This window comes from Lysinibacillus sp. EB271-A1-10B (genome assembly GCF_058791335.1).
Genome location: NZ_JBYTDL010000010.1, coordinates 96,204 through 117,422, shown reverse-complemented (window position 1 = coordinate 117,422; position 21,219 = coordinate 96,204). Strand labels below are relative to the sequence as shown.

At 39.2% G+C, this 21,219-nt stretch carries 15 protein-coding genes and 1 pseudogene; 14 read left to right on the top strand and 2 right to left on the bottom strand.

The genetic code is table 11. The features are described from left to right. Positions 1-471 precede the first annotated feature (471 nt). The 14 genes and pseudogenes from AC3WSK_RS14785 to AC3WSK_RS14720 all read left to right on the top strand — a co-directional run bounded on the left by AC3WSK_RS14785 (position 472) and on the right by AC3WSK_RS14720 (position 18,771). Positions 472-1,893, top strand: a complete 1,422-nt coding sequence (locus AC3WSK_RS14785; RefSeq protein WP_079560084.1) for an anion permease — start codon at positions 472-474, stop codon at positions 1,891-1,893. Between the two features lie 241 nt (positions 1,894-2,134). Further along, the gene (locus AC3WSK_RS14780; RefSeq protein ID WP_492414177.1) at positions 2,135-4,021 is read left to right on the top strand and encodes an ABC-F family ATP-binding cassette domain-containing protein; all 1,887 of its coding nucleotides are present in this window, start codon (positions 2,135-2,137) and stop codon (positions 4,019-4,021) included. A 12-nt stretch (positions 4,022-4,033) separates the two neighbouring features. Beyond that, positions 4,034-5,158, top strand: coding sequence for a conserved virulence factor C family protein (locus tag AC3WSK_RS14775; RefSeq protein WP_492414176.1), 1,125 nt, complete (start codon positions 4,034-4,036; stop codon positions 5,156-5,158). A 452-nt stretch (positions 5,159-5,610) separates the two neighbouring features. Beyond that, positions 5,611-6,519, top strand: a complete 909-nt coding sequence (locus tag AC3WSK_RS14770; protein ID WP_079560087.1) for a hypothetical protein — start codon at positions 5,611-5,613, stop codon at positions 6,517-6,519. A gap of 1,339 nt (positions 6,520-7,858) precedes the next feature. Continuing rightward, a pseudogene (locus AC3WSK_RS14765) lies at positions 7,859-9,090 on the top strand (M20 family metallopeptidase). Then, positions 9,087-10,175, top strand: a complete 1,089-nt coding sequence (locus AC3WSK_RS14760; protein ID WP_427484639.1) for a tartrate dehydrogenase — start codon at positions 9,087-9,089, stop codon at positions 10,173-10,175. Before AC3WSK_RS14765 ends, AC3WSK_RS14760 begins: the two are co-directional and overlap by 4 nt. Before the next feature lies 1 nt (position 10,176). Beyond that, the gene (locus AC3WSK_RS14755; RefSeq protein WP_079560090.1) at positions 10,177-10,923 is read left to right on the top strand and encodes an SDR family NAD(P)-dependent oxidoreductase; all 747 of its coding nucleotides are present in this window, start codon (positions 10,177-10,179) and stop codon (positions 10,921-10,923) included. Between the two features lie 11 nt (positions 10,924-10,934). Next, a complete protein-coding gene (locus AC3WSK_RS14750; protein ID WP_079560091.1) occupies positions 10,935-12,389 on the top strand; it encodes an aldehyde dehydrogenase family protein in 1,455 nt (484 codons plus the stop codon). Between the two features lie 25 nt (positions 12,390-12,414). Continuing rightward, positions 12,415-13,443 carry an ABC transporter ATP-binding protein gene (locus AC3WSK_RS14745; RefSeq protein WP_079560092.1) on the top strand — a complete coding sequence of 343 codons (1,029 nt, stop codon included), beginning with the start codon at positions 12,415-12,417 and terminating at the stop codon, positions 13,441-13,443. Then, a complete protein-coding gene (locus AC3WSK_RS14740) occupies positions 13,418-14,395 on the top strand; it encodes an ABC transporter ATP-binding protein (protein WP_427484641.1) in 978 nt (325 codons plus the stop codon). The genes AC3WSK_RS14745 and AC3WSK_RS14740 overlap by 26 nt, the downstream gene beginning before the upstream one ends. A gap of 37 nt (positions 14,396-14,432) precedes the next feature. Further along, complete coding sequence (locus AC3WSK_RS14735; RefSeq protein ID WP_079560094.1) at positions 14,433-15,404, top strand: P1 family peptidase; 972 nt, start codon at positions 14,433-14,435, stop codon at positions 15,402-15,404. Between the two features lie 18 nt (positions 15,405-15,422). Continuing rightward, on the top strand, positions 15,423-16,970 hold the full coding sequence (locus tag AC3WSK_RS14730; RefSeq protein WP_079560095.1) for an ABC transporter substrate-binding protein: 1,548 nt from the start codon (positions 15,423-15,425) through the stop codon (positions 16,968-16,970). A gap of 17 nt (positions 16,971-16,987) precedes the next feature. Next, complete coding sequence (locus AC3WSK_RS14725; RefSeq protein ID WP_079560361.1) at positions 16,988-17,929, top strand: ABC transporter permease; 942 nt, start codon at positions 16,988-16,990, stop codon at positions 17,927-17,929. Positions 17,930-17,943: 14 nt separating this feature from the next. After that, positions 17,944-18,771 (top strand): ABC transporter permease, encoded by an 828-nt coding sequence (locus tag AC3WSK_RS14720; protein WP_079560096.1) that lies wholly within the window; start codon positions 17,944-17,946, stop codon positions 18,769-18,771. On the opposite strand, the gene AC3WSK_RS14715 is transcribed toward AC3WSK_RS14720, so the two are convergent. Together AC3WSK_RS14715 and AC3WSK_RS14710 are read right to left on the bottom strand one after the other, a co-directional pair. Beyond that, complete coding sequence (locus AC3WSK_RS14715) at positions 18,760-20,397, bottom strand: PucR family transcriptional regulator (RefSeq protein WP_492414175.1); 1,638 nt, start codon at positions 20,395-20,397, stop codon at positions 18,760-18,762. The two genes, AC3WSK_RS14720 and AC3WSK_RS14715, sit on opposite strands and share 12 nt — an antisense overlap. 213 nt (positions 20,398-20,610) lie before the next feature. Beyond that, on the bottom strand, positions 20,611-21,063 hold the full coding sequence (locus tag AC3WSK_RS14710; protein WP_079560098.1) for a MarR family winged helix-turn-helix transcriptional regulator: 453 nt from the start codon (positions 21,061-21,063) through the stop codon (positions 20,611-20,613). Between the last annotated feature and the right edge of the window lie 156 nt (positions 21,064-21,219).

The window sequence follows — 21,219 nt, the reverse complement described above, 5'->3', positions numbered from 1 at the left end:
CTGCCGCTCGAACGGGATACGAGTCTGCAATCAATTCCTTGCCGATTCATTATAAGAGGGAGAATTGAGTTTTGTATGATTATTACATTGTATTTGCAAGACAGAACGTGAGATGATTTAACTCTTTACTGTATGAAATGTAAGAGGATTGATTCTCGACATTAGCTAATTTAAACACTTTTCGTATCTTTTCAGTGGAATCGCACATGCTAACTTCAATGAATATGAGGTTGTTAAAAATTTTGAAAACAAAAATATATCATAAAAGATAGATATTTATAATCATGTGTTATTTTTTCTTGAAAAATGAGCCAAAACTCTTTTCATCCAATGCATAAAGCATATATAATTACTTATGCTTTTTCGACAATGGGGATTTTGATTTTGTCTATAGTTTATTCGGGTATTAGATCGTGGGAGAAATCGCCTGTTAAAAAACATTGGGGTAACCGTTAAAGGAGCATCAACATCATGAAAGAAGCAAAAAGCGCAGTCAAATGGATTCCTTTCTTCATTTCCCTTGCTGTTGGCGTAGCAATCTGGTTTTGTCCAGTACCTTCAGGAGTAGATGAAAAAGCATGGCATCTATTTGCTATTTTTGTTGCGACAATTATAGGATTTATAACGAAACCCTTGCCAATGGGAGCGATATCCTTTATTGCTATGGCTATGATTGCCATAACAAATACATTAACTATTGAAGAGACTTTAAGCGGTTTTGGCAATTCAACGATTTGGCTTATTGTTATTGCCTTCTTTATTTCTCGTGGATTTATTAAAACGGGACTAGGTGAACGAATTGCCTATGTATTTGTTCGTCTTTTTGGGAAAAAAACCTTGAGTCTGTCTTATTCTTTATTAGCAAGTGACCTAATATTAGCACCTGCTATTCCTAGTAACACAGCTCGTGCTGGTGGTGTTATATTTCCAATCATCCAGTCTTTATCTCATACTTTCGGATCTAAACCGGAAGACGGGACAGAGCGTAAGATGGGGGCATTTTTATTAAAGGTAGGCTTTCAAGGGAATTTAATAACGTCTGCTATGTTTATGACAGCCATGGCAGCGAACCCTTTAATTGTAAAGCTAGCAAGTGATTCAGCTGGGGTAACGATTACTTGGTTTGGTTGGGCATTGGCCATGATTGTCCCTGGGTTAACAGCTTTAATCGTTGTTCCTTATGTTATTTATAAAATTTATCCGCCTGAAATCAAGGAAACACCAGAGGCAGCAGCTATTGCTAAAAAGAAGCTGGATGAATTTGGTCCACTGAAAAGTTCTGAAAAACGAATGATCGTAGTATTTGTTGCTGTGTTGTCGTTATGGATTGGTGGAGACTACTTAGGCATTAGTGCTACTACAGCAGCTCTTATTGGTCTTTCATTGCTTTTATTGTTAGATGTATTAACATGGGCAGATATTAAGAAGGAAGAAGGCGCATGGGATACACTAATTTGGTTTGCAACGCTATTTATGATGGCATCTTTTATGAACAAACTAGGGTTGATTCCGTGGTTTAGTAATGAAGTGGGTGGACTTGTTTCCGGGTATAGTTGGATATGGGCTGTAGTTATATTAGCATTAGTCTATTTCTATTCTCATTATTTCTTTGCGAGTTCCACTGCTCATATTAGTGCGATGTATGCAGCGTTTTTATCTGTTATGCTGCAAGCGGGTGCACCAGCAATGTTGGCGGCTATATTATTAGCGGCATTTAGTAATTTATTTGGCGCCACTACTCATTATGGTTCTGGTCCAGCACCGGTCTTCTTTGGTGCAGGCTATATTGATCAAAAAAAATGGTGGACAGTTGGTTTTGTAGTTTCCGTTGTAACAATCCTGATTTTTGTTGTAGTAGGGGGATTATGGTGGAAGGCTCTTGGTTATTGGTAAAATAATTAGCTTCTGTATCCGGATAGAAATATTTCTATCCGGATATTTTTTTGAGATTTTTAACCCTTCTTCATTTTGCTTGTAATGGAGGAGGTTTTTTTAGTTGGGTAAGAAGAGTTTGTTGTCCTTTGTTTACCTGTCATTTGGTGTTATGATAAAAATGGATATCAATAATAAACTACATATTAAAAAGTAGTATGGACATTAAACAACACCTAAATGAAAGAGATGGACAAGTGTAATGAGTCATTTAATTGTACAAAATTTAACGAAAACAGTGGGCGATAAAACGCTCTTTCAAAATATTGAATTTACCATTTATGAGGGAGAGCGAGCTGGGCTAATTGGTATTAATGGTACTGGTAAATCCACATTGCTTTCTATTTTAGCAAATGAAATCGAAGCGGATTCTATGGAAGTTGACCGCCCAAATAAATATCGTGTTGCTTATTTACCACAGGAGCCTACTTTTAATAGTGGCGAAACAGTGTTACAGGCAGTGTTTGCAGGGGATTCCCCTATTTTAAAACTGAATCGTGAATATGAAGAAACGGTTGCTGCACTTGCCTTAAATCCGACTTCAGAAAGTTTACAAAAAACGTTATTTAGCTTGCAACATCGTATGGATGAAGAGCAGGCATGGGATGTCAATGCTCTTGCTAAGACAGCACTTACGAGGCTTGGGATAGAAATGTTTGATAAAGAAGTATTAACACTGTCAGGCGGTCAGCAAAAGCGCGTTGCTTTAGCTAAAGTTTTAATCGAGCCAGCAGATCTTTATTTATTAGACGAGCCTACCAACCATTTAGATGTGCAGTCAACAGAGTGGCTACAGGAAATGGTGTTACGATTAAAGGGAGCAGTTATATTTATTACCCATGATCGTTATTTCTTAGATGAGCTGTCTACGCATATTTACGAGCTGGCTGATCAAACATTATACCGCCATACGGGGAATTATGGGGATTATTTAGAAGCTCGTGCTATTCGTGAGGAAATGAATGCAGCCTCTGCACAAAAGGATCGCAACCGCTATCGCTCAGAATTAAAATGGATTCGTCGTGGTGCGAAAGCACGTTCTACGAAGCAAAAGGCACGTATCCAGCGCTTCGAGCAGTTAGAGGATAACTTGGAGCGTAAATCTGAGGATGTCTCTCTTGAACTTGGTCTTGCAACAACACGACTCGGTCGGAAAGTTTTAGAGGCTGAAAATATTTCAAAGGCATTTGGCCAACAAAAAATCCTTGATAACTTTTCATTTTTACTACAGCAGGGCGATCGTATTGGTATTATCGGAGCGAATGGTGTAGGAAAATCAACATTATTGAACATGCTAGCAGGAGAGCTAACACCTGATGTTGGTGAAATTCTTGTTGGTTCGACAGTGAAGTTAGCACATTTCAAACAAACACTGCCAAAGATGAATGAAAATGAGCGCATGATTGAATATATCCGTGAAGCATCAAATGATATTACAGATGCAGAAGGTGTACGCTATTCCGCTGCTCAAATGCTGGAGCGTTTCTTATTCCCACTTCATGCACACGGTACACCTATCGGTAAATTATCAGGTGGAGAACGTAAACGACTGCATTTATTACGATTATTAATGGAGCAACCGAACGTATTGCTACTAGATGAGCCTACAAATGATTTAGATATTGAAACATTAGGTGTGCTAGAGGACTTCATTGAGCATTTCCCTGGAGTCGTTATAACGATATCCCACGATCGCTTTTTCTTAGATCGAATTGCGAAAAAGCTGTGGATTTTAGATGGTCTGGGGCATGTTAATGAGACGCTTGATATTTATAGTGAATATTTACAAAAGCGTGAACAGGAAGCTGCTGTAAAGGTAGAGGCGCCAAAAGTTGAAAAACCTAAGACCGAAAAACCTAAATCAGATAAGAAAAAATTATCTTTTAAAGAGCAAAAAGAATGGGAAACTATTGCTGATGAAATAGAAAAGACAGAGACAGCAATTATGGAGACAGAAGAAGGTATTGCTAATGCTGGAGCTGATTTTACAAAGCTACAGGAATTAACGGCGAAGCTAGATGAGCTGAATGCACAATATGAACATCTGATTGAAAGATGGTCGTATTTAGATGAAATCGTAAACGGATAAGGAGCGATAGACATGAAGATTATTACAATTGAACCGACACCAAGCCCTAATTCTATGAAGATTGTCGTTGATACAGAGTTACCTTTTGGCAAAAGCTATAATTTTACAAAGGATAATAAAGATGAAGCAACGGGTGAAGCGGCAGCGATTCTAGCAATTGAAGGTGTTAAAGGTGTTTATCATGTAGCAGATTTCTTCGCTGTTGAGCGTAACGCAAAGTATGCATGGGAAGGTATTTTAGCAAGCATCCGTCAAGTGCTAGGTGAAGATGTACAGGAAGTAAACAAAGAACAAGTTGCCAATGAATTTTATGGTGAAGTGTACGTCCATGTGCAGTTTTATAAACAAGTACCGCTTCAAGTAAAAGTGTTTGATAATCAACGTGAGCACCGTGTAAGCTGTGGTGACCGCTTTGTGGAAGCTTTCAATAAAATTATTGAGACAGCAGTTGATGAAAATTATATTTTCCAACGTAAGTGGATTGACTATGGTGTACGTTATGGAGAGCTAGAGGAAGTTGCGGAAGCTGTAAAACAAGAAATCGATGTAACGTATTCAGAGGAACGTTTAGCGGAGATTATTGCAACGATTAATGATTCTGAGAAAACTATTGAGAAGCCAGCTAAGCTAAAAATTTCTGTTGAACAGTTTAAACAACCAGAATGGGAAAAACGTTTCCAACTGCTTGACCAAATGGCAGATCCAGAGCTAGATGATTTACCACTTTTAGATTTAGCATTACAAGATGAGCAAATGTCTATCCGTCGACTTGCAACCGTTTATTTAGGAATGATTGAAGATGTAGCGGTTGTACCTTTTTTGGAAAAGGCATTACAGGATAAAAGCGCAGCGGTACGTCGAACTGCAGGAGATTGTATGAGTGACCTCGGCTTAGTGGAATTTGAAGACGTGATGCAGCAAGCATTACAAGATAAAAATAAACTAGTTCGTTGGCGTGCAGCTATGTACTTATATGAAGTCGGTACGGAAAAATCGTTAACGGCATTAAAAGCTGCTGAAGAGGATAAAGAGTTTGAAGTGAAGCTACAAGTAAAAATGGCGATTGCCCGTATCGAACAAGGTGAGGAAGCAAAAGGTTCTGTTTGGAAGCAAATGACAGAATCTCGCCAGCAATAAAACGAAATAACCAGCATCTATTTGAGCAATTCAAAATAGACGCTGGTTTTTTATATTTCAATTCCATTTTTTTTACTAGGCTGTTTTCTTAGATTGTTGCTTCCTAGAAATGTATGAAGCAGTCGGAGAATTAGGAAAAGCAAATCAACTAGCCTTATTGAAGGCAATGAAACAGGACCTATATCCAAAAGAAGAAAATAAAATGGAAAAATTACTTTCTAAGATCAAGGGGTTTCGCTTTGATTTTCTTTCAGTCATGTTTTTTTCATAAGTTTCATACATTGAAATCTCACAAGTTATTTTATAGTGGAACAGTAGAACAGGAACATAGGAGAGCAGGGGCATATTCTATATCGGTACCCTTGAAGTTTAAGCTATAAGAGCACAGTGCATAATAAATAATAACGAATGACAAATAGAAAAAGATTATAGTTTTTAAGGAGGGAAGATAAGTGCAGTTGAAATACGATTTCGTAGACTTGCCTTTAAATGAAATTAGAGTAGGCGCTTCAGGAAGAACACTATTCGATTATTGTCTTAATCGTAGCCATATATTTGCCTTAGCAATGAATGAAGTATTTGGATATGACATCATTGCAATTTGGAGCCCAATAATACAACACAACAGAGTTTTGCAGATGAAACTATTAAAGGTATATTTAGAAACATCTTATTTAGGCAAACCATACTTGTTCGATCCATCAGGTAATACCCAAACATCTGAAGTAATTAAATATGAAGGGGCCATTACAGAGCTTATCACCCCCGAACAGTTTAGAAGTCAAATGAAAGATTTGACTAAAACGTATTCTGAGGGAGATTTCGATGAAACTAATTTCGACAACTCATTCGCTCAAGAACTTGAAGAAATAAAACAATTCATATTAGAAAACTCGAGTCGATACGTCCCTATCTTTAGTTATATTGAGAATGCCCTTACAGAAAGTGGTTGGGAGCAAGTAGAGAGAAGCTTATATCATCCGGATAAAGAAGAACCATTCCACCGAGCAGTTACCGGGTGTAGATTTTCTGCTACTCGTTCAGTTGGTCAATTCCAACATACAATCGTAATCGATGTATTAAAAGACGGCGGAGTTATTTACCACATTGAAACCGATGATAATCACCGTATCTTCCAGACGGGTGTTTGCTCTATGGAACAATTCATCCTTGTTCTAAAGGAATGCGTCGATATTAAATATCCTATCAGATCACAAGTGATGATAGCTGCCTTAAAGATAACGGGCGAAGTAATCTATACTACTATTAATAACAACTACAAACCGCTTTATTTAGTTGATTTTCTCGGCGGTAAACACTGGCTAGAAAATGATGATTTAATGGCTATATCCATTAACTAATCTCTAGTAGGTTAGAGTAACTTCACTACACTGACACTATAACGTTTGACATAAAGTATATTAATAAGGCGCATCCTGTTCATAACAGGATACGCCTGTTAAAGCATGATTTTTCGCATATTCCTGTTATTCGTAAGAAATAGTGGAAAGGGAGGGGGATACTATAGTTGGTAAGTCTTGTGGTAATGATTCGCTTGCCCAAGGTGAACTAGGCGGATCTTATGCAAATGTAAAACCAATTAGGCTCGTTAAGCTAAATTTTTCGGGTTCACCAATGATTTTATCTATTTGTAAGAAATTTGGAGAAGTAGCTTCAATGAAAGATAAGAAATTAGATAAGTTCAAATAGTATCTTATAGTTATATTTTGGGTCACTTCCAGCAGAGTGACCCTTTATTAATTTCTCACATCAGAATTCCTCCGCCTTACTGAACATTTTCTTTCAAATGCGCTATAAGAAATACGCTTCTCTTATTGAACTAACTTGCAGCCTTAGTTGAATAGCAACAATCTTCTCAAAAACAGCCTAAATCCTCTAATGTTCCCCTTAAATCTTCAAATGTCGTAGCTCTTACATTTTGTGCCCAGTCATACGTTTTCTTGTATCCACCTGTGGCTAAGTAACCTTTAACAAGTTTACTTTATCAATGCTTTTAAAACTTGAAGCTATATAAAATTTCTCCATTATTATTTCTTTAATTCGTTCCTTTTTAACTATTTATTTTTTTATCACTGGCATTTTGATAAAACCTATATCATGTGATTGTTGATTTCCGTTCTGGCTGGACAAAGCGCCTAGCTGGAACGGAAATCAACCTCACGTTAGGGTAATGATCCTTTAAGTCTCTTTTTATCGAAAAATAACATAATATATATTATTTTTGTGTTTTCTAGCTTTTCACTACTAAACATAAAGTTAATAGCATTCTATATATTATTAACAAATTGTCTAATACTTATTTAATAGGACAATGATAGAATTATTTAACTTCTTTTAGCAGGCGTCAAAACGCCTACTAAAATAGAAGAACTCAGTCTAAGAACACCACGTCCTTTGGCAATTTATCTGTACGACAGGCAACAGCAACAGCAACACGGTTTTAACTGTGCGAAAGCGGAGCGACAACAACAACAGCAACACACGACTGAGTGACCAACATCATGTTGTTGATGACGCTACGTTAGCACTGCGCTTTCGCAGAAAACGGTTGGTTTGTTGGTCTAAGCCTCCGGCGGATGTCACGGAATCGGCTTTGTGCTTGCACAAAGCCGATTCTGGACGCAATTATGCCGAGGCATAATTGATCTCTAGAATTTTCTATAAAAGGAGGGCTTATGAATGACAGTAACTAGTTTAAAGACAACGGAATCTTATATACGTGACCGCGGAGCAGTTATTGAGCTTACACAAAAGCTAGTACGTATAGAAAGTGTTTACCGAGAAGATGACCCAAATGGCAATGAACAAGAGGTCGCAAATTATGTCGCTCAATATTTACGTGATATAGGGATTGAAACACATGTTGAGGAGGTTGTGCCAGGTCGACCGAATGTCATTGGTATTATTGATTCGGGTAAGCCAGGAAAAACACTCCTCTTTGAAGGACACCAGATGTCGTGACGGAAGGGAATCGTAAAGCGTGGACGTACGACCCGTTCGGCGCAGAAATTATTGATGGCCGAATGTATGGCCGAGGCACAAATGATACAAAAGGAAATCTTGCTTGTATGATTACAGCTTGTCAGTCGTTGTTACTGGATCAGGAGGAATTTACAGGCAAGATTATTTTATGTATTCCATGTGATGAAGAAGGGCTAATGCTTGGTATTAAACATTTTATAAAAAATGGCTGGGCAGATGATGTAGATGGAGCCATTATATGTGAGCCAGAGGAAAACAACGTTTGTATCGCACAGCGTGGGGCAATACGCTTGAAAGTGGATGTTTTCGGTAAAATGGCGCACGGTGCGATTTCTTGGAGTGGCATTAATCCGAACTGGCGCATGGCACGTTTTATCGTAGAGCTTGAAAAATTGGAAAAAGAAGAGCAGGCACGTTTAGGACGTGATCCGATGCTTAATTGGCCATCTATTACACCAACGATTTTACGCGCGCCTGTAATAGGAGATGCGCAAATTAATGTCATTCCTGATCATTGTATGACGACACTTGATATCCGTACAGTTCCTGCACAGGATCACGATGAGCTTCTCGGTAAAATTGAGGCGATTATTAAACGCCTGCAAGCAGATGATCCGGATTTTAAAGTTGAGTTAACAGTGCTTGATAATCGCCCTGCAACAGCAACAGCGAAGGAGGAGCCTGTTGTACAAGCCATTTATGAGGCAGTCGCTGAGGTAACGGAAAAAGAGCCGAAATATAACGGTGTCCCAGGGGCTACAGATGGAACATTCCTACATGTGCATGGGGTACCGATCGTTACCGTTGGAGCGGGTGATCGTGATATGCCCCACCAAATTGACGAATATGTCGATATCGAAGAATTAGCAGAAACTACAGCTATTTACCGTTTAGCAGCATTAAAGTTTTTAGTAGGTGATGCACATTGACTCACACAAAAATTGCAGTTATTCCAGGGGATGGTATTGGGAAGGAAGTTATGGAGGAAGCATTAAAGGTACTAAATACTCTTCAGGAACATGATTCTACTTTACAAATAGACACAACTATTTTTCCTTGGAGCTCAGATTATTATCTCAAGCACGGTCGAATGATGCCAAGTAACGCATTAGACAAATTAAAAGAATTTGATGCGATATTATTCGGGGCTATTGGAGATGCTCGTGTTCCTGATGACGTGACAGTATGGGAATTAATTATGCCGATACGAAAAAGCTTTCAGCAATATGTTAATTTTCGTCCGATCAAATCACTACCTGGCATAGCCTCACCACTTGCTAATGGAAGGGATATTGATTTTGTAATCTTCCGTGAAAATGCAGAGGGGGAATATTCCGATAGTGGTGGGCGAATTTATCATCGTCAGCCACAGGAAATGACGATTCAAAATACGATTATGACACGTATCGGGATTGAAAAAATTGTCCAAGCCGCGTGTGATTATGCCTATAAAAATGGCAAAACAAAAATTACGAGCGCGACAAAATCGAATGCTATTATTCATTCAATGAAGTTTTGGGATGAGCATGCTAGAAGAATTGTTGCACAAAGCTCACCAGCACTAGAGTTAGAATCTATCTATATCGACGCTTTAGTAGCTTATTTCGTGGAACGACCGCAAGATTTTCAGGTAGTTGTGGCCTCCAATTTATTCGGAGACATTTTATCAGATTTAGGATCAGCCATCGTTGGTGGTCTTGGGCTGTCACCGTCAGCTAATTTAAATCCAGAAAAGGAATTCCCCTCTATGTTTGAGCCTGTGCATGGGTCAGCACCAAATATTGCAGGAAAGGGCATAGCAAACCCAATTGCACAAATTTGGTCACTTGCTTTGTTACTTGGACATATAGGGAGATCCGATTTAGAAATGCTAATTGTAAGTGCGATTGAGACGGTACTTCGAGAAGGGGCTGTAAAAACCGCAGATATTGGTGGACAGGCGACAACCGCACAAATGGGTGATGCGATTTGTCAGGAGATTATCAAAATGAATTTAGCAGCAAGGGGTGTATAGCATGACAGTAGAGCAAAAGGTCATCATCGTTACAGGTGCTGGTGGTGGTATGGGAAAAGCCATTATTCAAGAACAGCTTGCAAAGGGCAATATTGCTGTAGGGCTTGATTTATCAGTAGCTTCTCTAAGCGATTTAGCGCACGATACCTTGCGATGCTTTGAGGTCAATGTCTTGCAAGAGGAGCGTGTGAACGAAGTATTCAAACAAATTTTTGACGAGTATGGACGGATTGATGGACTTGTCAATGCACTTGGTATAGCGCAGGCAGCAAAACCGATTGAGCAAGTAACGATGGCCGAGTGGAACCGCTTAATGGATGTCAATGTTAAAAGCTTATTTATTACAACAAAGGCAGTCGTTCCTTATATGAAGGAGCGGCTAAAGGGCTCAATTGTCACAATCGCTTCCATTTCTGCAGTACGACCACGCCCAGGTTTACAATCTTATATTGCATCTAAAGGGGCGGCGGAGAGTTTTACACGTGGTTTGGCTATTGAGCTAGCTCCGTTCCAAATACGTGTGAATACGATTCACCCAGGGCCAGCCGATACGCAGATGCTTTCTCAATTTACGGCACAAGGAGCGGACGTCGAGCAAACTAAGCAGAGTGTCTTTGTTCAATCGGTCCCACTTGGACGATTAGTGAATCCATCAGACATTGCTGGAGCAGTAAGTTATTTACTTTCTGATGCAGCAAGCATGGTTACAGGAACGACATTACATGTAGACGGTGGTCGTGGATTATAGGAGGGATACGCGTGAAGAGAATTCCAATGTTGATAAATGGTGAGTGGATACATGGTGATATAGAAGCATTATTGGATGTCATGAACCCTTCTACTGGTGAAGTCATTGCCCAAATTACGAATGCGAATAAAATCCATGTTGACGAGGCTGTACGCGCTGCGCGTGTAGCATTTGAAAGGGAAGAGTGGTGGCAAATAAAGGCTTATGAACGTGGGCAGCTACTTATTGAACTTGCCCGCTATATACGTCTGCATGCAGAGGAATGGAGTTTGTTAGAATGTCGTGATGTTGGAAAGCCGTTAACTCAAGCAAGGGCCGATATTGAAGCGGCAGCCCGCTATTTTGAGTTTTATGGTGGAGCTGCTGATAAAGTAATGGGGGATACGATTCCCATTGAAGACGGCATTTTAAATGCGGTAGTGTTAGAGCCTGTAGGTATTACCGTACATATCGTGCCTTGGAATTATCCTATTCAAATTACGGCAAGAAGTGTAGCAGCAGCAATTGCTACTGGCAATGCTGTAATTGTTAAAAGTGCGGAGGATACGCCATTAACTACACACGCTATAACGGAATGGTTTGCGGATAAAGTGCCAAAAGGTATCTTTCAGCATATTACAGGTTTAGGTCGTGATGTTGGACCGTATTTAACTTCCCATCCTGATATCAATCATATTACGTTTACAGGCTCTGTTCCAACAGGCATTGAGGTGATGAAGTCAGCGGCTGAGAATGTTGTCCCTGTAACATTAGAGCTTGGTGGAAAGTCTCCAAATATTGTTTTTTCAGATGCCAACATGGAGCAAGCGCTTGAAGGAGTTGTACGTGCCATTATTCAGAATGCCGGACAAACATGCTCGGCAGGAGCCAGACTCCTAATTGAAGAGCGTGCCAAAGAAAAATTCATGGCACAATTAGTACAAAAATTTCAGGCATTAAAAGTTGGTCCTGGTGAAGCAGACGCTGATATGGGCCCACTTCTAAATGAACGACAATATATGAAGATTTCAACACTACTGCAAAAGGCGAAAGAGGATGGCTACGTAGTTACTGGTGGTGAAACTCTGACGATTAAAGGCTATGAACAGGGCTATTATATTGAGCCAACAATACTAGCTGGAGTAGAAGCTAACGATCCACTCGCGCAGGAGGAAATTTTCGGACCGGTGTTAACAGTCTTTACGTTTACGACGGTTGATGAAGCAATTACCTTGGCGAATAGTACAGATTACGGATTAGTTGCAGGCGTTTGGTCGAAGGATTTGGATACTGCACATTATGTTGCAAGTCGTGTAAAAGCTGGACAAGTGTTTGTTAATAACTATGGAGCAGCAGGCGGAATTCAAATGCCGTTTGGTGGCTATAAAAAGAGTGGCATTGGACGAGAAAAAGGTTTTGTCGCGTTGAGAAATTATACGCAAATGAAAAATATTGCAATACGCTATGCACCACCTAATCAAATGTAATGAAATGTGAGATGGAGGGATGCATATGGATCAGCCAAAAGAAAATCAGGTGCTCTTAGAGGTAAAACATTTAAAAATAAAATTCCATTTAAAAAATGGTAAGCAGGCAAAAGTGGTCGATGATGTGAGCTTTACGATTCGTAAGGGAGAAACGGTTGCGCTTGTAGGTGAGTCTGGAAGCGGTAAAAGTATTACATCGTTATCAATTATGCGATTACTGCCTATTCCACCAGGAGAAATTACAGCTGGTACCATTAAACTTAATGGTAAAAATCTCTTAGACTTTAAAAATAAAGAGATGAGCAATATAAGAGGCAATGAAGTTAGTATGATTTTTCAAGAGCCGATGACATCATTAGATCCTGTCTTTACAATCGGTAATCAAATGATAGAAGGCATTCGTAGACATCAAAGGATATCAAAAAAGGAAGCGCGGGACAAATCTCTGCAGCTTTTAAAAGAAGTGGGTATTGCTAATGCAGAGAAGGTGATTGCCGAATATCCACACCAATTATCAGGTGGTATGCGCCAACGTGTCATGATTGCGATTGCAATGTCCAATAATCCTCAACTGTTAATTGCTGATGAGCCAACAACGGCACTTGATGTAACAGTACAGGCTCAAATTTTAAAGCTTATGATGAAGATGAAGGAAGAACATCAATCGGCTATATTATTTATTACACATGATATGAGCGTTGTAGCAGAAACGGCAGATCGCGTTCTAGTTATGTATGCCGGACAGATTGTAGAAGAAGCGCCAGTGCGAGAGCTTTTTATGAATCCAAAGCATCCATATACAACGGCTCTTTTGAAAACAATGCCTAATCTAGAGACAGATGTTAAACGATTGCCGTCAATTCCAGGAACTGTTCCACCAGCTTATGCGTTACCAGAAGGCTGCCGTTTTGCATCACGCTGTCCATTTGTGATGGCACAATGCCGTGACGTGCAACCTGAGGCAATCCATATTCAAGACGAGCATAAAGTACGCTGTCATTTATTTTCAGAGAAAGGGGCGCATGATCATGACGAAGAAAGAAGCCTTGCTTGAAATAAAACATTTAAAAGCGTACTTTCCTGTAAAACGTAAGTCGATGAAGGAAGAGAAAAAGGTCATTAAAGCAGTCGATGACATTTCTCTAGAAATTTTCCGAGGTGAGACGCTTGGGATCGTAGGAGAATCCGGCTCCGGAAAATCGACGTTTGGACGAACTATTTTAAAACTCGTTGAACCGACGGACGGAGAAATTATATATAAAGGACAGCCTATTCAGCAGTTAAAGGGAAGTAAACTACAAACTTATCGAAATCAAATGCAAATGATTTTTCAGGATCCGTTTGCATCACTAAATCCTCGTATGCGAATAGGTGCCATTATCGAAGAGCCGATGAAGCTGCAATTTACATTAACGAAAGAGCAGCGCAAAGAACGTGTAAAGGAGCTTTTACACAAGGTAGGTTTACCAGAGGATGCTATGCAAAAGTTCCCGCATGAATTTTCCGGGGGCCAAAGACAACGAATCGGTATTGCGCGGGCTCTTGCTATTCATCCAGAGTTCATTATTGCAGACGAACCTGTATCTGCATTAGATGTTTCGGTGCAGTCACAGGTATTGAATTTAATGATGGATTTACAGGATGAATTTCATTTGACCTATTTATTTATTTCCCATGATTTAAGTGTTGTAAAACATATTAGCGATCGAGTAGCTGTGTTGTATTTGGGGAGGGTAGTGGAAATTGGCGCGAAGAAAGAATTATATGCAAATCCTCTGCACCCATATACGCAGGCGTTGCTATCCGCCATTCCAGTGATCAATTTTGATGAGCCGAAACAAGAAATACCGTTACAGGGTGAATTGCCAAGCCCGATGAACCCTCCTGTAGGCTGTGTGTTTCATACACGTTGTCCCTATGTGATGGACAGATGTCATCAGGAACGGCCAGAGCTTCAGGAAGAAAATAACCATCAACGGGTAGCTTGCTTTTTATATGATAAATAGACTGAAAAATCAGTCTTTGCGAAGTGAGGTGTGTATGATGTTTGGAAATATTACAGATGTGCCTGGAGTTAAAGTAGGGCATGCAGAAAATAGTGAAGGAATTACAGGCTGTACAGCGATTTTAGTGGAAAGTGGTGCGGTGTGCGGTGTCGATGTAAGAGGCTCAGCGCCGGGCACTCGAGAAACTGATGCACTTGATCCTATTAACGAAATTGAGCATGTGCATGGGATTTGCCTATCTGGAGGAAGCGCATATGGATTGGATGCTGCGACAGGAGTCATGCAATTTCTAGAGGAGCGGGGTGTTGGCGTACAGGCAGGTGTTGCTACAATTCCAATTGTTCCTAGTGCGGTGCTGTTCGATTTATTTATCGGTGATCCAAAGACAAGACCTACTGCTCCAATGGGCTATGAAGCCGCTAAAAGTGCGGTTGTTGGTCCATTTGCAAATGGGAATACAGGGGTTGGTTATGGTGCGACTGTAGGAAAATTGGCGGGTCCTCAATATTGTATGAAAGGGGGACTAGGCAGCGCCTCTATAGCTGGCAAAGAGGATGTTGTAGTGGGTGCCATTGTTGCTGTCAATGCTGTTGGAGATGTGAAAGATCCTACTACAAGAGAAACGCTAGCAGGAGCAAGGGATCCGAAAACAGGGGAATGGATGGATTGCTGTACGTATTTAGAGGAGCATGTGCAATCGGAAGCATTGTCTGGTACGAATACGACAATCGGTGTCGTTGCAGTGAATGCCAAGCTGACAAAAGCAGAGGCGAAAAAAATAGCCCAGCTTACACAAAATGCTCTTGCACGGACAATTTATCCAGTACACACAATGCTGGATGGAGATACAATTTTCGTGCTTGGTACAGGGGATAAAAGATTTCCGGTGGATTATTTGGGCCATATGGCTACAAGAGTCATGGAAGAAGCGATCATTACTGGCATTAAAGCTGCTGATAAATTAGTTGAAGTAGAAAGCTATAAAAGCATTCAAATAATGAGCACATAGAGAATAGGGGGAAATGACATGAGACTAAAGAACAATTGGTCGTTGCTGTTATTGACAATGATAGTCGTTTTACTAATGAGTGCCTGTTCAAGTGATGATAAAAAGGATGCAAGTACTAGTGGAAAGACAGTAGCGGATTTACCACAAGAAATCGTAGTACGTATAAATGACGACCCAGATTTTTTAGATCCACATAAAGCAACAGCGTCTATATCGTACCAAATGATTCTTAATATTTTTGAAGGACTGATGGCACCAGAAACAGATGGTACTTTAAAAGAAGGTCTAGCCGAGAGCTATCAAGTATCTGAGGATGGTTTAACTTATACATTTAAAATTCGTCCGAGTGTGAAATTCCATAATGGTGGGGATTTAACTGTTGAGGATATTCAGTATTCATTTGATCGTTTAATGGGGAAAAACGGCGGCGAAAAGATGTCAAATAGCTTTGATAATGTTGCGTCAACGGAAGCACCAGATGCCAATACATTTGTGATTAAGCTAAAGGAGCCAAACTCCAACTTCTTATATTCATTAACAGCACGTCAATCAGCTATCTTACCAAAAAGCAATGATGGAAAGCATAATGAAAACCCAATAGGTACTGGACCATTTGCATATGTAAAATACTCACCGGGTACAAATTTAGAACTGAAGAAAAATGAAAACTACTGGAAGGAAGGGTTACCATACTTGAATAAAGTGACGTTTACCTTCCAATCGGATGATCAAGCAGCGATTATGAGTTTAATGGCCAATGAAGTCGATTTAACGAGTGTTCCGTGGCAACGTGTAAGTGAAGTAGAAGGTAATTATAACTTATCTCATCAAAATAATAACTCATCATTAATCGTTACATTTAATGAAACGAAAGCACCTTTTGATAATGTAAAGGTCCGTCAGGCAATTAACTACGCGATTAGTAAGTCCGATATTATTGACTCAGTGTTTGCAGGTTATGCTGTACCACTTGGTTCAAACATGAGTCCAGCGATGGGGGACTATCAGAAGAAAGGCTTAGAAGATATGTATAAGCGTGATGTGGAAAAAGCTAAAGCATTATTAACAGAAGCGGGCTATCCTAAAGGCTTTAAAACGAAAATTACAGTATCTTCGCATAATGATATTTATTCAAATATCGCGCAAATCGTTGCGGATAATTTAAAGGAAATTGGCATTGATATAGAAATTGAGGTTGTAGAATGGGGAATTTGGCTAGACCGAGTTTACTTTGGTCGCGACTATCAAATGACAACAATCGATTTAACGGGTCGTGCTTCTGCTTATGAAATTATAAATGATTACATTTCAACTAATGATAGTGAAAACTTCTTCAAATTTAAAAATGATGAATACGATAAAATTATGGTAGACGTTTTAAAGGAAAGAGATCAGGCGAAGCAAATTGACTATTATCATCGTGCACAGGAAATTTTAGCTGAGCAGGCAGCAGCGGTATATATCGCAGATTATCAAATTGTTTGGGGCTCTAAGAAGCAAGTTACTGGATTAAAGAACTACCCATTCTGGTTCCACGATATGTCTGAGGTGAAAATTTCTAACTAGAAAGGGATGAGTGCTTGTTGATGTATATAATACGTCGGTTCATCCTGTTAATAACTACTATCCTTCTAGTGTCGATAATTACATTTGGTGTTTTTCAAATTTTACCTGGTGATCCGGTTCAGACGATGTTAGGTACTGAAGCGGATCCCACACAAATTGAAAATTTGCGATCAGAGCTTGGCTTGAATCGCCCCCTTTATGAGCAATATACAGATTGGGTGAAGGGATTATTAACAGGAGAATTAGGAAATTCTATTCGTTTTTCAATGCCCGTAAAAGACTTACTGTTTGATAGACTACCTGTAACGATGTCATTAGCTGGGCTCACCCTCGTAATTGTGTTACTCATTTCCTTACCGTTGGGGATGTTTGCGGCGAGAAGACAAAATAAGTTTAGTGATATGTCGTTGTCTACAGTGACGCAAGTTGGAATGGCCATTCCTTCTTTCTGGCTAGGAATGATTCTCATTTTATATGTTGGACTGCAGTTTAGCTTCTTTAAAATAAGTGGCTATATTCCGTGGACGCAAAGTGTAGCAGGAGCGTTAAGTACACTCGTTCTCCCGGCGTTAACAATTGCTATTCCACAAATTGCGGTCAATTTCCGCTATGTTCGTACGTCAATTTTAGAGCAAGTTCAGCTCGATTATGTGCGTACGATTCGTAGTAAAGGGATGTCTGAGCAAAATGTTATGTATAAGCATGTCTTAAAAAATTCGATGATTCCAATATTAACGGTATTTGGATTGATTATGGCTGAAGTTGTTGCTGGAACGATTATTGTGGAGCAAGTATTTTCACTGCCCGGCGTTGGTCAACTTCTCATTACAGCTATTAGTAATCGTGATTTTCCATTAGTACAGGGAATCGTTATGTATATTACTGTTGCGGTGGTCATGATTAATTTTATGGTCGATATTTTATATTCAGTGTTAGATCCTAGAATCCGATTACGATGAGCGAGGTGGATACGATGAAACATATACAAAGATACATGAAAAATATTAATTTAATCATTGGTCTACTAGTCATTGTCGGTTTTCTAATCATCATGATAATCAGCTTTTTTTATACACCTCATGATGTGAACTCGATGAATATACCCCAAAAATTACGTAGCCCAAGTAGTGATTATCTATTTGGAACGGATGAATTTGGTCGTGATATTTTTAGCCGTATTATGAAAGGAACACAAACGGCATTTGCAGTCGGTTTACTGACGGTATTTATCGGAACAATTTTTGGTATTTTAATTGGTGGTATAGCGGGGTATGTAGGTGGCTGGATCGATGAAATTTTTATGCGCATGATGGATGCATTAATGGCCTTTCCGGGAATTATACTAGCTTTAATGCTCGTAGCGGTATTTGGGCCGGGAATTGTTAATACGGCTATTGCATTAGGCATTATTGCCATACCGGCCATTGCTAGAATTACACGTGGTGGTTTCGTCCAACATCGTGACACTGAATATGTTTTAGCAGCAAAGTTAATTGGTGTAAAACCTTATAGCATTATGTTTCGTCATATATTACCTAATATTTCATCGCAAATTATCGTCGCTGCCACTGTGACCTTTGCGACTGCGATGCTTGCGGAGGCGGCACTTAGTTATTTAGGGCTTGGTGTGCAGCCACCAAACCCTAGTTGGGGACGAATGTTAAAAGATTCACAAGCCTATTTAGTGGGAGCCCCATGGTACACTTATGCGCCAGGCGGAGCTATTACAGTACTTGTATTAGGTTTGTATATGCTTAGCAATGCGTTGCGCGATTTTATGGATCCGCGTTCAAAAGCGTAAAATATCCGGGGCTGTTTTTTTCAATAAATCATAGGCCTTCACCGCTATTTCTATATTGAGACGATGAGGGGCTTGTAAAAAGTCAGCACCAAAAATATTTTCTAGTCGTTCAATGCGTTTATAGAGTGTTTGGCGGACAATAAATAATTGTTCAGCTGTATCATTTTTGGCACCATTGCATGCTAAATATACACAGAGCGTTTGATAAAGATCATTACCGTTTTTTTGATCAATTAACAGTATTTCTTGTAAATAATCTTTAACATATTGCAAAAGTGCGACATGATCCTGATGTAATAACAATCTGTATACACCTAAATCCTTGAAGTAAATAGAAGAAGCAAGTTCATTATGTTGCATTTGAATAGTTGTTTTTGCTTCCTTATAGCCTTGATGTACACTATTAATGGATTGATAAACATTACTAATGCCAAAGGTAAGGGTTATTTGCTCGAAAAGCTGTGGCGTTTTTCGGGCAATAATCTGCTTTATAGCTTGATTAAATGGGTCACGATTTTTTTCCATATCATCTGCTGCAATATAAAACGCAAGGATAATTATTTCATGCTGTCGAACCGAAACGGTAGGGAAGAAGCCAAGTTTTTTTAGGATGGAACGAACAAACATGACATTTTGCAGCTGGATTTCTTGCCAGTCTTCCTCTGTAAAAGTATCGGCATAATCAAGAATAGTAAATACGATGACACGATAAAATAAGTTGCGACTTTCCATTGGCAAAAAGCTTTGATAATATTGAAAATCAATAGGCTGACCTTGTATTAAGGAGAGGATAAATTCATCCTCTCGGCTTTGCTTGCGTTCCTGTAGCATTCGATTGCGCATTAAGATTTGAGCAATAGACATCGTTGCACGTTCAAGGTTTAACAATGTATAGTCGCTTGGCTTCGGCAGTACAGAATGCATACATAAATAACCCCATACTTGTCCAAGTCCATTGACCGGAATGATGACGAAATGATCGTTGTCAATGGATAGAAGTTGAAGGGGTTCTTGTAATTCTAATTGCTGACAGTGGTCCTCCAAAAGTTGTAAATACTTTTTGGCTTCTATTGGATAATAAAAGCTTTTTGTATCTTCGGAGACAAATAAAAATAATGCATCTGTATCTTGATAAAGCACCTGTAAAATTTTTAAAATTCCATTGGGCATTAACGACAATTCCATAAAAGTCTTTGAAATCGCATCAAGCTGTGTTAATGCTTGCTGATGCTGATTAATAATGTAAGTATGTAGATCCTGTGTAATATCGATAAATCTTACAACCTCTTCAAAAATGATGATAGGAAAATCATGAGCATTAGCCATAGCAACCAGTTCTACAGGAACATAATCAAAATAATCACCAATCTCAATACAAAGAGCTGCAGCACCGTTGCGAATAAGATTTTGCAAATAAGCGATTTGTGTTTCACGCTCTAACTGTAAACCTACCCCAGTTGTTAAAATGAGCTCTCCGCCATTTATTAAAGTATCAAAATTTTTAATTTCTAATATATGTGTCCATAGTACTTGTCGATTTAGTCCTTGTTGTCCAGCGATTAACTTGGCAGATTCAAAATGCTTTCGCTTTAATACATCACGTACAAGTAGAGGATGTTTCGACATAAATAAGCACCTACCCTTCGATGTACAATAATTATGTTAGATTAATCAGAAAATTTCAACATTAACTAGGATAAAAGTTAGAGGGTTACCGGACTGAGAGAAGGAAAAGACCATAAAAAGGTTTGCAATTTTGATATGGTCAACTGTATTGAAATAGGTATTCTTCGCGAAGAAAGGCGATTCCAAATGCTCGAAAAGCACAAGGAGTCGCCTTTAATAATTTCGTTTATGTCCTTTTTTTACGTATTCCCAATCGGTTTCAATGTTTTGACGAATACGAACTAAAAAGTCTTGAACACTGTCCATTTCTTCAGGAGAAAAACCATCTAATGCTCTAGCATTCGAATAGTCTCCTTCTCGCTTTAAAAATGGATAAATCTTTATACTTTTTTCTGTTGGGAAAAGTTGCTTGTTTTTCTTGTTACCTACTTCACTACGCTTTTCTACAAAACCTTTAGTCTCCAACTTTTGAATCGCTCGGGAGGCCGTTGTGCGATCTACCTTCAATAGTTCAGCAACCTTTTCTTGAATAATACCAGGGTTTTCACAGATGCGAGTGACATACAAATACTGTCCCTTTGTTAGATCGAGTTCTTTAAACTCAATATTACTAATGGAATCAAGTGCCCGTGCAATTGCACCAATATCTCGTAAAATTTCCTTCATTGATTGCCTCCGAAATATATTGTATTTGCAATAAAAAATACTCTATACTATATATTATCATCCATGAAGGGAAATTTCACTTCATATCTACAGGTGGTTCTCTTTTCCAAACTTACAGTCTGAAGCGTAGTGGTGTATAACGGCGCAGTTGACAAT